Annotated in this window: 10 protein-coding genes; 3 read left to right on the forward strand and 7 right to left on the reverse strand. The window is 44.4% G+C overall.

Features of this window, described 5'->3' with window-relative positions:
• Nucleotides 1-261: 261 nt before the first annotated feature.
• The 5 genes from K0I73_RS15215 to K0I73_RS15235 form a co-directional block, all read right to left on the reverse strand.
• Nucleotides 262-1893, reverse strand: a complete 1632-nt coding sequence (locus K0I73_RS15215) for a sigma 54-interacting transcriptional regulator (protein ID WP_220061908.1) — start codon at nucleotides 1891-1893, stop codon at nucleotides 262-264.
• A gap of 351 nt (nucleotides 1894-2244) precedes the next feature.
• Complete coding sequence (locus K0I73_RS15220) at nucleotides 2245-3471, reverse strand: DcaP family trimeric outer membrane transporter (RefSeq protein WP_220061909.1); 1227 nt, start codon at nucleotides 3469-3471, stop codon at nucleotides 2245-2247.
• A gap of 67 nt (nucleotides 3472-3538) precedes the next feature.
• Nucleotides 3539-3898: a cytochrome c3 family protein gene (locus K0I73_RS15225; RefSeq protein WP_258405204.1), complete on the reverse strand. Its 360-nt coding sequence runs from the start codon at nucleotides 3896-3898 to the stop codon at nucleotides 3539-3541.
• A gap of 66 nt (nucleotides 3899-3964) precedes the next feature.
• Nucleotides 3965-5641, reverse strand: a complete 1677-nt coding sequence (locus K0I73_RS15230) for an FAD-dependent oxidoreductase (RefSeq protein WP_220061910.1) — start codon at nucleotides 5639-5641, stop codon at nucleotides 3965-3967.
• A 967-nt stretch (nucleotides 5642-6608) separates the two neighbouring features.
• Entirely contained in the window at nucleotides 6609-8861 is a 2253-nt protein-coding gene (locus K0I73_RS15235; protein WP_220061911.1) for a S9 family peptidase, read from the reverse strand.
• Between the two features lie 209 nt (nucleotides 8862-9070).
• Between K0I73_RS15235 and K0I73_RS15240 the strand changes: the two genes are divergently transcribed.
• The gene (locus tag K0I73_RS15240) at nucleotides 9071-10060 is read left to right on the forward strand and encodes a class 1 fructose-bisphosphatase (protein ID WP_220061912.1); all 990 of its coding nucleotides are present in this window, start codon (nucleotides 9071-9073) and stop codon (nucleotides 10058-10060) included.
• Nucleotides 10061-10553: 493 nt separating this feature from the next.
• On the opposite strand, the gene K0I73_RS15245 is transcribed toward K0I73_RS15240, so the two are convergent.
• Complete coding sequence (locus K0I73_RS15245) at nucleotides 10554-11048, reverse strand: P-loop nucleotide/nucleoside kinase family protein (RefSeq protein WP_220061913.1); 495 nt, start codon at nucleotides 11046-11048, stop codon at nucleotides 10554-10556.
• A gap of 281 nt (nucleotides 11049-11329) precedes the next feature.
• Between K0I73_RS15245 and K0I73_RS15250 the strand changes: the two genes are divergently transcribed.
• Nucleotides 11330-12220, forward strand: a complete 891-nt coding sequence (locus tag K0I73_RS15250; RefSeq protein ID WP_220061914.1) for a tyrosine-type recombinase/integrase — start codon at nucleotides 11330-11332, stop codon at nucleotides 12218-12220.
• Complete coding sequence (locus tag K0I73_RS15255; protein ID WP_220061915.1) at nucleotides 12217-13314, forward strand: IS91 family transposase; 1098 nt, start codon at nucleotides 12217-12219, stop codon at nucleotides 13312-13314. Before K0I73_RS15250 ends, K0I73_RS15255 begins: the two co-directional genes overlap by 4 nt.
• 264 nt (nucleotides 13315-13578) lie before the next feature.
• Here the strand turns inward: K0I73_RS15255 and K0I73_RS15260 are convergent, their stop codons facing one another.
• On the reverse strand, nucleotides 13579-14043 hold the full coding sequence (locus K0I73_RS15260) for a hypothetical protein (RefSeq protein ID WP_220061916.1): 465 nt from the start codon (nucleotides 14041-14043) through the stop codon (nucleotides 13579-13581).
• Nucleotides 14044-15361 lie beyond the last annotated feature (1318 nt).

Here is a 15361-nt window from a genome sequence, read left to right on the forward strand (position 1 = left end):
GGCTGGACAATGAGGGGATTTGTGTCTGGAACACTTATGCCAAAGCCCAAGGATGGATAGCTTTGGTATTTGTACATGGATTGTACTTATCCCCGAAGCCTATGGATGGGCTAAGAGGGGGTTTGTGTCTGGAACACTTATACCAAAATGACTTGAAGACTAGCAAACGGTTACAAAATTAAGGTATGTACTAGCCAACATAATAGACCCGCCTTTACCTCATTCAGAAGGTAATAAATTGTGCTAAACATGAAATATCACTTACATTGCACCATATTCTTTTAACTTTCGATATAGCGTTGCCAGGCTCATCCCTAACTTCTCTGCGGCCTGAGTTTTATTGTTATTGAGTTTTTTTAACACCGCTAGAATATAGTCCTCTTCCACCTGATGTAACGCTCTAATGTCTTCCGATACTGAAGGCATGCACAGACCATCACGTATTTCATCTGGTAAGTCTTCTGGCATAATCTGCGGCCCAGGACTCAGCACCACCGCCCGCTCGATAGTATTCACCAACTCTCGCACATTCCCAGGCCAAGAGTAATTCAACAGTAAATCTGCTGTTTTATAATTAAATCCAGTATGCTCTCTTCCAAGCTCTTGATTAAACTTCGCCAAAAAGAAACGGCTCAAGGGTAAAATGTCTTCTGAGCGTTCACGCAGTGGTGGAACAACCAGCTCAATGACTTTCAAACGATAATAGAGATCTTGACGAAACTCCCCTTTTTCAACCGCGTCTTCAAGACAACGATTGGTCGCCGAGATTATGCGCACATCAACACTAATCGTCTCCGTATCACCGAGTTTTCGTATCTCTTTTTCCTGTAAGACTCTTAATAGTTTCACCTGTAACGCAGGTGATAGTTCTGCCACTTCATCCAAAAATAAAGTGCCCCCATCAGATGCCTCAATCAAGCCTTTCTTGGTCGTTTCCGCACCAGTAAAGGCTCCTCGCACATGTCCGAATAACTCATTTTCTAGCAAGGTTTCATTCAGTGCGCCACAGTTAATCGCAACCAGTGGTTTATCTGCTCTAGGTGACTGACTATGAATAAATTGCACCAACTTTTCTTTACCAACACCACTCTCACCAGTAACAAGCACTGATGTCGGTACTTTCGCCACATTGATTGCCAGCGCCAATAGTTTGCACATTTCGTAGCTCTTAGACACCGGATAGCCATCGGCCATTGAGCGATACTGCATAGATGAGTTAATTCGATCTTGCATATTTTGCGGCAAAGCATCACCCCAACATTGCAAATTGCCAAGCTGCGCTGCAACACTCTCATTGCAGATACCATCATAGATAGGCAAATAGGGCTTGATCTCCTCCCCCCACTCCTCCAAGTAATTACCGCTGATATGGCAATAGCTATCGCCTTTGGCTTTGCATTCTTCCTCAATAAAGTAAACGGTACGATTTTCAATGTTTGATACGTAACCACTGGCAAAACCTATATGCTCCCAGCAAACAGGCACTTCACTTAAACCGCGTAGCTGCAAATGCTGCTCTGCTTCATATAGGCTTATCGCATGGGTTTCAATTAGAGGTTTTGCTTTAATTCCGTCGCGTCGCTGACGGCTAAGAATTTCTCCAAAGCCACACATAGAAAAAAGCAAAGGTCCAAGTTCACCATTACGCGCTTCTTTCCAAACATCCGGCATTTGGCGTTTTATCTGCTCCGCTAACAGCCAACCTCTTATATAACCTGAGCGCACAACAAGGGACTGTGTCATCTCTTGCCCAAGTCTTTCGCATAGCTCCATCTTATGTAAACCATGAGAAAAAATATCTGTCATATAAAGTCTATGACCAAGAAAACTCATTGCCCCACCTCTGGGTTTAAAAGACAGCAATTCTCTTAAGTCTAAGTCCAAAGTATTCATACGTATCCAGTAGCGGCAAAAGTCACATCATAACTCAGTTAACAAAAAGTCAACGTGACTACCTTCACCTAATTTAATCATTAATCGGCATTACAAAAATAGAGTGCGATGAGTGGGAGGATTTACGACTTAAATCATTAGAACACAGCCAGATCACAACATACTTCAGACGACTAAAAAATGCTGCAGGTTCAGAAGGTTTGTTGTATTACGAACACACTTCCATTTCAGAGGGGGCTTGGCTCGAAATAAGCAAAGGCACCTAAGTGCCTTTGCTTGTATGGGGCTTCAGATTCGCATTCTTAAATTTAACGATAGAACAACACCGAATCGAATCAAGCCTCTTTATGCTTAAAAAGTGTAGCGCAAATAAGACTGCGTTCGCACCATATCGCCTTCTGCACTCCCCATATTTTCAACATCACCGAAGCGGGTTCCCACTGCAAACTGCAAGTCTTTGGTGATATCCCAGTACAGATTAGTATGCCATGAAAAGGCCGTTTTATTAGCCATAGCAGTCAAGGTACCACTGTCAAATGCATCTTCGTCCTGCTCTGAATACCCAGCCCCAACCTGCCAGCGTATACTTGGACTCAAGGCGAACATGATGCCACCAGTCAAACTCTGATAACCTAAGGTTTCAATATTACCAGTGTTGTCTATGCCAGCTCCGGCGTTGAAGCCTAGCCCTGCATAACGGCCAATACCATCACCAATAGTATAATTTAATACAGCCTTATGACCCTGCCCAAACTTCACACTCGCACCCAAAGCAAAACCGTAACCAGTGCTCTTTTGCCCACCTAAGTCAAATTGACGAACCACTGCACGAGGACTAATTGTTACAGGCCCCTTAGCAAGAAAATATTTGACGACTAAATCTGGCAGTGTCTCTTCACTTCTCGCATCGTGTACACCGTTACCGTTGGTATCCAAGTTAACGTATCGAATTGGCGTGCCACCGATATTAGCCATCCCATAAGCGGGATTCTCTAAACTAGCCATCAGGTACTGCCCTGGACTCAAATTGTACTGATAGCGAACTTGTGCTTGGCGTATAAATGAATTACCCGGATCTGAAGAAAAGTCCATAGACGGCAATGAACTGGCAAAATCCATGAAGGCCGTCCAAGTCTGTCCCACGAGTATGGAACTGTCCTCTCTATCGATATTAATATAGGCATGACGGATTCTAAAACCATGGCTATTTGACCAAGTAGGACCATCTGAATCGATATCAGCGAAGAAATCCCCTTCTACATGAGAGGAAATGGTTCCTATATCTGAATCGGTTTTAGTTTTCAGGTAAACACGGCTCTCTCTGGCCGTCATATTAAAATGGTTAGTATCCGCGTTAGCTGTGCCGTCAATGGGAGTACCATAGACACTGTAAAGGTGACCGTTATAAGGTGCAGTAACAGTACCGTTAGAATCGAAAGTTGCCATGCCCTTGATATAGCCACCCACTTTTAGGTCGGTATCCGCCACCTTAAAATCAATTGAATGAGCCAGTGGAGATAAAGACAAACCTATAATTAGTGGTAACAGTGCTTTGCGAGTATTTATCATTTTCATCATTTCCATCCTTTGTTAAGCCAAATCCAATCATGAGATTTGGCTTTATAATCAAATAGGTATAAAACTACTAAGGCAGTTTTTTGAACTCAAACCTTGGGTGACAACCGATACAAGCATTCTCAGAAGGCTTATGTTGGTGATGGCACGAGTTACAATTAGTCTCGGTATCGTTGTGACGATTTTTATGAGGATTGGTGGGCTGTACATCTTTTGTTGTTGCAGCAAGCTCTTGCGTGTCATGACACTGCAAACAAGCGAACATTGGAGCAGGTTGTTTTTTCTTAACATCGCCATGACAATCTGAGCAGTTAAGTCCCGCATTAGCATGGAGCTTACCCAGTTCAACAGCCTCTGCAGAAGCGACTCCATTTACACAGAACACCATCGCAAAAGTAAGCAAGAGTTGGTACATTTTCAAAAATTTCATCTTTTTTATCCCATGATTTTATTTATGATAGGAATGGCTATCAGTATTTACCTATCCCTTTTAGCCCTACAACTTGGCAACGTACTTACCTGTCAAATACCCAGCGGTATAACAACGACCTAAAGACAGCCCGAATACAGTTAGCGGGTAATCAACGCCACCATAAAAACCGCCGCCAAGGTTGCCAACAACGTATAAACCGCCAATGGGTTTGGCATCCGCATCAAGTGCTTGGTAATTGTCGTTAACCAACATTCCTGAACAAATAGCCGACACTCGTACCCGACGATGGATGCCATAGAAAGGCGCTTTTAGCACTGGCACCATTTTTGAGGAATGTTTACCGAAATCATCATCCTGACCTTTTTTACACAACTCGTTATATCGTTTGACGTTAGCTACGAATGTCTTTGGATCGCATTCCAGTTTCACGGCAAGTTCTTCCAGAGTATCGGCTACGTAGGTATTTGTGAGGGATGGATAGACACCAGTCTTTGGCGCAGGATCTTCTGGCATATAGACTTTCATTTCTTCAGGAGAATATAAATGTCCCGGCCAGTCAGCTGCTTGCGTCATGTAATCAGAGTCGAATACTTGAGAGTAATGCCCCGCATTTTGTTCATCACGCAAGTAGTTATTCAATAGAGACATCTCAACAGTCTCATTGACAAAACGCTCACCTTTTCGATTCACAGCTAAAAATGGCATATCGCACATTGAAGCTGGACCAGCATCAAAATCATGGAGCATCTTAGTGTGGCCTACAGGTTCAATCACACCACCAGCCCAATACGCCATCGCGAAACCATCACCGGTACGGTCTTGCTGCTTGCGCTCAAAGTTTTTCAAATCGGGGATGAAATAATTGCTCATCGCTTTATTATTCTGGTAATCACCAGTCGACAAAATCACGCCTTTTTTAGCCATATACTTGTGATATTGACCATCACGAGATTGAGCGATCACACCGATCACTTTGCCTGATTTATCTTGGATTAGCTGTTGTGCAGGCATGTTGAAAAAGAACTTAACTCCAGCTTTCTCAGCAACCTTAGCAAGCGCGCGCATACCATCACCAGCAGTGTATGGCTTAGGACCGAAGACTGAAGACACAAAGTTAAGTGGGTATTCGCTAACCCCATGAACACCATGCTGTGGTTTAGTGCCTAGGTCTACGACTTGAGCGCCCCCTTGCTTAGCCCGGTCGATAACCCAAGATATCGCTTCACCTGAGTGGTAAGCCCAGCTTCTCAAAAGACCAGGATGACAACGATGAGCACTATCTTTCATCAAACGAGAAACCAAGGCTTCGACAGAGGCCTTAGGGGTGGTTTTTAAATTGATACCTGAACCAAAGTTACCCTGTGAGACGACAATAGACTGCTTTTGTAACACGGCAACTTTAGCGCCATTCTCAGCAGCCGACAGCGCAGCAGGAACACCTGATGCACCAGCACCAACCACAACGATATCAAAAGTTTGTGTAGAAACAATATCCTTATCAGCAATAGCTTTTGGCTTAGGTAGAAAATTCAGCGTCGCCTCGCCATCGATACTGTGAGCAAACTCTTGGCTAGAAGGCGTTGCGGCTGTCGCCATTCCGCCAGTTAACCCAGATACTGCTACGGCTCCGGTACCAACGGCCGCACGAGTCAGGAAAGTACGTCGTGAAATACCGTTTCTCAAAGTATTTTCTGTATACGGATCTAAAGCGATTTGTTCATTATCACTTTCTTTATTCATTACTGATACTCCTATTAATTATGATTATGGAGAGGCCAGCTAATCATCATTTCGAGCCATTAAGTTTATGCAACCCTTCTGATACCCAGGCTCAGCATAAAATTCAGTAAGACTTAAATATCAGCCACTTCTATATAACGACTCTTCACAACATAAAGATTAATAACCAATCCCTGCAAAACGGATATGTAAAATCCAAACAAAACGAACACAAGGCTCATTTAATCATTTTATTGCAGAAGCTATGCCAAAAGAGTAATCTAGCTCAAATCATTGATTTTAAAGGATTTCATAAAACAAAAAACATGAAAGCCATTTAATAATGAGAAATGAATTGTCATTTGATTAGTAGGGGCGAGAAAATTAAATAGTGAAGTAGATCAAATTAGAATCACGCTAATTAGAAATAACAGAAAGACAACAGATGTCACATTAAATTTATTATTGAGAGCAAAACCCAATCATCCCCAATGAAATAATTAATCATATAATAAATGCATCTTAATAAGTCAAAAAATAGTCCTATTCCTAATCTATTAAATACTATTTAATAGAATTATCATCCTCCACCCTTTAATTTTGCGAAAAGTGATTATTCAATTACGATACAAAAAAGCTCAGGCAGTGCTATTAGCGTGAGAAATAACAGTGCCATTCTATGCATCAATTCCATCAAGCGGTGCATTTCACTTCGAATTACTCGCCAACCACAAATACAACTTAATCAAATGATAGGTGATGAATGAGTGACCTGAACGTACGACTCAGAGGTAAATTTATGCCTAAGAATAGGCCATGAATAAATCGACTTAATCCCAGTAATGAAAACAATACAGGGTTAAGCCGACCTAAAGACAATGTGCTTTTAATTATCCCTACACGACTCACAAAAAAGCCCTGCCGCTTCTTCAAGCTACAGGGCTTCCAAATTAATGGTTAAAACGGACAGCTTAGTTGACCGCTAATCTTAGTGCTTCAGTTGCTTCTCTAAGAAGTCCGCCAGCGAACGATAAAGATGGGTTCTCACCTTCTCGCCGCGCATCGAGTGCTTAGAACCTGGGTAGTCAATCATCTGGAACAGCTTGCCCTCATCCTGCAGCGCCTTGTAGACCCGAGTACTGTTTTCAAACAATACGTTATCATCGGCCATGCCGTGATACATGAGTAGCCCTGACTGATAGTCTTTCACATAGGGCAGTACGCTACTGGCCTCATAACCTTCGGCATTACTCTCTGGGTGAGACAAGTATCGCTCGGTATAATGAGTATCATACAGCGACCAATCCGTCACTGGCGCCCCAGAGATCGCCGCTTTAAAGTGGCTTGGCGCTTTGAATAGGCTCATTAATGCCATATAGCCGCCATAACTATGGCCATAGATGGCAATATTATCACCATCGACATAGCTCAGGCTGCGGAGGTAATCGACACCCGCCTTCTGATCGTTCACCTCAGCCTCACCTAAACGCTTATAGATCACATGTTCAAACTGGGTGCCGCGATGTGCCGAGCCGCGATTATCCAATTGAAACACGATAAAGCCTTGCTGCAGTAGATACTGGGTAAAGTAGTCATGTTCGCTCCAACTATTAACCACCAGCTGAGCATGAGGGCCGCCGTACACACGCACCACAACTGGGTACTTTTTGGTGGCGTCAAAGCCTGTGGGTTTAAACAGACGATATTGCAGCGCCTGAGCGTCTTCGGCCTTTATTTGGCCAAACTCGGGCAATTGCCATTGGCCAAAGAAGGGATATAAGGGATGAGACGGATCCACTTTATTTTGCTCTACCCAAGCTAAATGCTCTCCTTTTGCGCCATGTAAGCTGATCTGCGGCGGTTGGGCTAAGCTATTAAAATAGTCGAGATACACAGCTTGATTGTCGGCAAATACGGGACTATGCATACCACTGCGCTCGCTTACCTGCTCAACCTTGCCACCTTTTAACGGCACTCTGAACAGGTGTTTTTCGATGACACTTGCTTTGCGGCCAGTGAAATAAACCCAGCCCTGTTTTTCATCGATAAATTCCACCTCGTCGACCGCCCAATCACCACGGGTCAACTGTCTGATCAAGCGCCCCTGTAGATCGAAAAGATAAAGGTGGTTGTAACCATCACGTTCCGATGCCCAAATCAACTCGGGCTGCTTTTTCAAAAAATGCAGATCGTTATTAAGGTTAACCCAAGCATCACTTTGCTCTCTAATAACCGTGACTGGCGCCTCGTCATCTCTTAAATCTACGATACGTAAGTCTAGGGTCTGCTGATCGCGACTTTGCCACTGAAACGATAACAGCTTACTGTTTGGCAGCCATTTGACTCTTGGCAGATAGATATCTTTGTCGTCACCGATATCGATCCACTTAACTTTTCTATCATTAATGTTCACCACTGCTAGCTCGATGGTGGCATTGTTTTTACCCGCATAGGGATAACGCTGCTCGGTGAGCTTAATACCATCGGCATAAATCTCGTTACGCGTCACCTGCTCGACACCCGACTCGTCGATACGGGTAAAGGCGATAGCCGATTCATCGGGTGCCCACCAGTAGCCTGTCATGCGGTCCATCTCTTCTTGAGCGACAAACTCTGCCATACCATTTTTAATCGCCCCGCCACCGTCGGTAGTCAGCGCGGTTAAGGTATTGTTTTTCAGATTTAGAACATAAAGGTTCTGATCGCGCACAAAGGAGACAAAATTACCTTTGGGAGAAAGCTTCGCATCGGTAGTAAAGCCTTCACCTGTTGGCAGCGCCGCCACTTTGCCATCGACAATAGAGTAATAATAGAGCGCCCCAGATGCAGGAATTAAAATAGCCTGACTATCATCGGACCAAAAGTATTCCATGATCCCTTGACCATAGATGCGCTGACGTTCGCGCCTCGCCTTCTCTTCATCTGAGAGCTCAGCGCTTTTTAAGCGATCGGCATTGAGTAAGATTTGCTGCTTACCCGTACCCACCTCCATCTGCCAGAGATCATATAAGTATTGATCATCACTACGCCCTGCAAGATAGGTGACGAGCTTGCCATCGGGTGAGAGCTTTAAGCCTCGAGGACTACTGCCAGCAAGCGCAGGCGATGCATAAAGTCGTTCGATGGTTAAAGGTGTGTTGCCACCAGCAGGCTGCGCTAAGCCTACCTGAGAAGCGATTACAGATTGAGATAGAAACATAGGCACCGCCATAAGGGCTGAACTTATCCATTTTTTAGTCATTATTATGTCCTGGATATAAAAACGAATTCGATAAACCTGAGTAGCATACAGGCTCGAGCATTTTGCCTCAAACCAGCAAAAAACAAAAACTGACCACTTTGGCACTGAAAAAGCAGCAAAACTGGGGTAGAATCGCCGACATAATTAAAAGATATCATCTGGATCTGGCCTTAAGCGTAAGCTTAGCTCTCTATGTCATAGGAAATAACATGCAAACTCTGGCGAAAAACCTCAGTTCACAAGGGATTGAAGCCCCCTTATCTCAACTTATTCTTACCCTAGCCGATACCTCCAAAGCAATTAGCCATGCTGTTCGTCATGGCGCATTAGCGGGTGTACTCGGTGCTACCGAGCAAGAAAATGTTCAAGGTGAAACCCAGAAAAAATTAGATATCATTACCAACGACATGCTAAAAGATGCCCTAAAAGCCGACAGCACTGTGCGCGGTCTAGCATCTGAAGAAGAGGACGATGTCGTCGAGGCTGGCCAAAGTGGTGATTATTTGGTGTGTTTCGATCCACTCGATGGCTCATCAAATATCGATATTAACTCGCTAGTCGGCACCATCTTCTCGGTCCTGCCGGCACCAAGTGGTGAGTTGAGCGAGCAAAGTTTCCTGCAATCGGGTCGCAAGCAAGTCGCCGCAGGATATGTACTTTATGGTCCGTCTACCATGCTAGCGCTAACAACAGGCAAAGGGGTACAACTGTTTACCCTAAACCCTGAAACCAACGAATACCTGCTGACCAATGAAACTATGTCGATCAGCAAGGACACGAGCGAATTTGCCATCAACATGTCAAACCAACGCTTCTGGGAAGCCCCAATGCAGACCTACATTAGCGATCTGCTACTGGGTAAAATTGGCCCTCGCGAAAAATCATTCAACATGCGCTGGATTGCGGCCATGGTGGGTGACGTGCACCGCGTACTGTCACGCGGCGGCCTGTTTACCTACCCAACCGACAACAAGAACCCAGAGAAGCCATACAAGCTGCGTTTGATGTATGAGGCGAATCCTATGTCATTTCTTGTAGAGCAAGCAGGCGGTAAAGCATCGACTGGTTATGAGAACATTATGGATATCGCGCCGAGCCACATCCACCAGCGCGTGGCCGTTATCTTAGGCTCTGCCAACGAAGTCGATGCCTGCCTTGAATACCACAGTGTTGATTACAGCGAAGAGCCAAGCCTGTAGGCGTTAGCTAATTGCCCGCTTCACTCGCAACAGAAAAAAGTCGTCAAGGGCGACTTTTTTCTTATCCCTAACTATGACATTTTGAGCTATTAGTTACTTACAGCGTCTTGCAGATTAGGTTTCACATAGCTGATGTCAACGTTGACCTTCATGGTGTTGAATTGCTTGCAGCAGGTGAAGCGCATGGATACCCAAATGTCGTGATCACAGGATGTGAAAGAGGACCTATTCGTGCAGGTACTTCTGTGACACGCCGCAAGTACAACCCCTGTAGGCTCTGCTCTGGCATCTGATGTGAATGGATTCACAAATGCCGCGATGACATGGATGTCAGAGAGCGGTCATGTCACGGAAGGTCACAGCCGCACCTACACCAAGTTATCACTCTCTTCAATTTGGCCTTACCACTCCAAATCTACCTCCTTTTTCATAACGCCGCGCTCTGCGGAAATTTGGGAGCGCTAGCGAGTAAATTTTCCGTAGCAGCGCCTTATTATGCATTTTGCGCCACTTTGGTTGTATTGAAGCCTTCCTCGAGGGTGGGAGCCATAAAATACTTTGTAACCTGCTCAAACATATCTGGTGTATCAGTTGCCGCTCTTTCAGGCTGTTCTTCGCGCCGTTTTTCAATCTGTTTTAAACAGACCTCATTTGGCAAGTCGATGTATACCAAATTATGTGGAGCTTCAACCTCGGAGAAAATACTCCGAAACCAATCTCTTTGTGACAGAGTATTTGCCGGGAAGTCCATCACCACATTGGTTCCCGCAGACAACATGGATTGTACAAGCTTTTTAATCTGCGGCTTAAGTAGATTTGAATATTCGATATAGTCATTTAGTGATGAAATCTTATTTGGGTAAAGTGACGCAAGCCATTCATCTTCTGAAAGTAATACTGCATTGCCTTTCTGTGCGATTTCGCTAGCTTTGGTAGATTTTCCTGCACCCATTTTTCCACAGAAGAAGGTCAATGTTCCTTTGTTCATTGTTGCTCTCTATTTTGATGCATAGACATAATGACTCCCACACAGTGCTAGCCTCCGCTTCTCTCTCTGAGAAATTTAACGCCTGAATAATGTGTGAGCGTAGTTTGGCAATTTTATTGCGTCGTTTGCAACTAAAAATGACAAACTATTGTGAATCACTCTTAAATGCTTTGTTGAACGAAGCCGCTGTGCGGCAGAAGAGATAACAAGCCTCTTTGCCCTACCATCCTAAATACTTTCTAGAGACGTTCCATTTGGAGCGCTAACCTAGGAGTATTGTCATGAACACATTCGAACAACAACGCTTTGATTTTCTTTATGAACAACATCTTACCAACTTAACCCTACAAGGCAAGCGACCCGCAACCATCGACGCTTATAGTCGTGCAGTCAGGCGTATTGCGAACTACTTTGATTGTTGCCCCGATAACCTATCTACTGATGATTTGAAGCGCTACTTTGCCGATTTAATCGCATCACACTCATGGAGCACTATTAAACTTGACCGTAACGGCCTGCAGTTTTTTTACCGTCATGTTCTCAATCAGGAGTGGCAGTGGCTCAACATCGTCAAGCCGCCACAGGTAAAACGTTTGCCCGATATTCTAACCCCTGCTGAAGTCGCTATCGTCATTAGCCTCACTCATCAACTGCGTTATCAGGTGTTCTTTTTGGTGCTCTACAGCATGGGGCTTAGGCTTGGCGAAGGTATTTCAATGCAGGTGGGGGATATCGATTCACAGTTAATGCAGGTGCATATTCGTAACGCTAAAGGCGGTAAAGATAGGTTGGTTCCGTTGCCTAAACGTACTTTACTAGCACTGCGTTATTACTGGAAAACCCATCGCCATCCCCGCTACCTGTTTCCCGGTAAAGATAACAAGTCTGACTCATTGATAGACAAAGGTGGGATCCAAAAAGCGCTAAAACGCGTCATTGCTGAGTGCAACATTCATAAATCCATCAGCCCGCATAATCTACGCCATAGTTATGCTACACACCTGCTAGAACAAGGGCTAGATCTGCGCTCTGTTCAAAGCCTGCTCGGCCATAACAGCCTTAATACCACTGCTCGATATACACGACTTCCCCAGATCACTCGCAAGAATACCGTCGAGGCAATTAACTTGCTGACAGAGGGGTTAGCGCTGAAGTGGGAGTGTGGCGTATGAAGTTCATCGATATTTTACGTGACCATCTTGATGCGTTTAATCAGGCATACGAGCAACAGATAACAACCGCGATGCGACAAGCCATTTATTCGATGCTCAGCTGCCGCACCAATACTGAACGCACGAGTCATTGGGCCTGTCAGAGTTGTACTCATACCACTGATTATCCACTCTCATGTGGTCACCGGAGCTGCCCTCTATGCCAGCACAACACCACGACAGATTGGCTCAACAAGCAGCAAGCTAAACTACTGCCCGTTGAGTATTACATGGTGACTTTTACCCTACCTTTTGAGCTTCGAGTCATTGCAAAACATCAACCTGAGTTGATCTATCAAGCTATGTTTTCTGTAGCTGCCAGCGTGCTAAAAGCATTCGCAAAAAACTCAAAGCAACTCGGTGGAGAGGTTGGCTTTACTGGCGTACTGCATACCCACAACAGGCGTAGAGACTACCATCCGCATATTCACTTCATCATTCCCGCAGGTAGCTTCAACAAAGCCAAAAATCAGTGGTTGAAAAGCAGAGGTAAATATCTGTTCAACGCTTTTAATCTCGCCACTGTGTGGAGAGCAAGATTGCTTAAACAACTGACCAAAAAACTCAACATCATGTTACCAGAACACCTACCTAAGAAGTGGGTAGTCGATTGCCTGCATGTGGGCAAAGGCTTACCAGCTCTAAAGTACCTGTCCCGATACCTCTATCGCGGTGTATTACCCGATAAGGATATTATCAGCGACATAGATGGCCAAGTCAGCTTTAAGTATCAAGACAGCCAGAGTAAAACGACAAAAATACGTACCTTACCTACGGTGAAGTTCTTATGGTTAGTGCTGCAACACGTATTACCCAAAGGGCTACGACGAGTCAGAGATTATGGCTTGTTGCAAGGTAGCAGTCGAAAGATTCGTCAGCAGATCCAGCTAATGCTTGCGGTTGCTGGTGCGCTGCCTCAAGTAGTAGGAAGTCTGGAAGTGCCAGAGCTAAAGCGTACTGTGGTGAACCGCACTTGTCCTTGCTGCCGTCAGCCGATGCGCTTCATGGGCATTCATCTCAACAGACGACCGACGAGTTCAATGTTCACAGCCTAGCGCTGGAAGAATAAGGATAACGGTAACACTGAGTTAAAAGAAGGGGAGTAAATACAACACACTGATATAGCGGGACTTGTCTAATTGGCTGCTTTGCTAAGGGCTAGATATGTTCTGGTGAAAACAAACTACTGACCAATCATTCAAACAGACCGAACTCTCGATCTGTTATTTACAATTAAAGGTATCAATCGGGCTTGTTCAACACTCGGGATAAGGACGCGGCTGCGCGCGGCCTATCCTTATTTGTTATGCCTTACTTGTTTAAAAACGATGATACAAAATTATTGATAATATAATACATAACATTTTACGGTGGGTATCCTCCATAGTTTCTATGTTATTCTGACCTCTAGCTATTGCAGCTTTTACTCTTCCAGCAGCAGCTAACACCAAATCAGATTGATCCCAATCCTCAAAACCACCTTGCTCAAGAATAATTCTGTACTCTTCTCCAGTCCAAAGACGCCCATCCTTTTCAATATTTGCCCAGTCATTTTTGCTAAAATTGACTGCTACTTTATCTTCGTGCATATGATAATTACTAGGCGGAATGACTGAGGCTACCTGAAGAATCAGCTCATTAAGTTCTCTTGCAAATGAATTTTCCTCTTCAACATATTTGTATTCATCGTCATCCCAGTATAAATCCCAATTAGAGCGTATGTGCTCAAGTGGCAATAGCACCAATTCAAGCAAAATATCACTATCATCAAAAAAGGATTTCATCTGAAAATTCAATTTAATACTCCAGAGGCATAACGATCGTGGTTCACGAGCCGAAGGTCTCGTGTAACGGGTTGTTCTTTACTTTCGGAGAGAGGAGGTTATCGCTACTCAATCCGTGAGCTCTTATTCCATGCCCTTGGGGCTTAATTGATGCCCCCTGCGGCGTGAGGGAAGCATCGCTGCTTTACTTGAAGTCAATTGCAGGTCTCTTTGAAAGCTTCGCTTTACGAGCCTTAGCAAGTGCCTTCAAGCTATCATAAATGAGGCGTTTCTTCCATCGCGTTTGGCTCTATCTATTCCTTCGGCTAGACTTAAATATCACTTCTTTTTTGCTGAAAATCGTCTACCGCAGGTCAAGAACATTTTATTAGTGCGCATGCGCGTTTACCTCGTTGGACCAGTGAAAACGCGCACAGTTAACTATCTGTATGTAATGAACTTATAAGCATTCTGTTAAATATACCATCCGGAAAAACGCGCATGCGCGTTTCCCAAACCTATTATCTAACCTATAGCTTTTATAATTATATGATTTTAATCACATTTATTTATATTGGAATGTGAAAACGCGCACGAAGTTGGGATAAAAATCGTCATGATTTCAATATGACTGTATGCCTGTCCAGCTTTTAAGCATTGCAACATTTGAGTGAAATGGATGAAAATTTCTAGGCAAGAAAGTCTGCTTGTAACTACTCCGCAAACCAGGTGTTAACTCACTTTGGGGCAAAAGCACGTTAGCTTTCTACTCGCCACTCACACCAAATGAAGCAAAATCGAAGAGAGAAAATAACCTTGTGTAGATGCAGCTGAGGGTATCGAAAACATGGATGTTTTCGTTAAGCGGCCAAGGATGGCGCAAAGCGTCCCGAAGCTGTATCTGCACATGAGCCTGCCGCAGGCAATTAACTCCCATTGAAGGTATGACCTTCAAACACACTTAACAAATTAGATGCAGCCAAACGCAACTAAGGCTAATCCAAAAAATGCCAGACCGTCATCCTAAGGCCAGCACACTTTGGGGCACAAGTACGTTAGCCTTTATCTCACTAGTCGTATCAAATGAAGTCCAATCGAAGAAGCGTTAGAGATAGGTGTAAGCGCGGTTTTGGCCTTTGAAATCATGGCCGAAAATGTTCCTGACATTTTTCGGCATTCCCTCCGTCCTTGGAGGTCAGATGATTTCGCAGAGCCCACATGGAAGTACTGGCAACGATATCCCTATCTAAAAGCCAGTTCGACAATCCCTGTCTCTCGTTCATAAGCACGAAGCTATGCTTCACTCACCGAGCCAAAAGAGTGCTTGCACATTCCTAGC

This window comes from Shewanella mesophila, assembly GCF_019457515.1.
Lineage (GTDB): Bacteria > Pseudomonadota > Gammaproteobacteria > Enterobacterales > Shewanellaceae > Shewanella > Shewanella mesophila.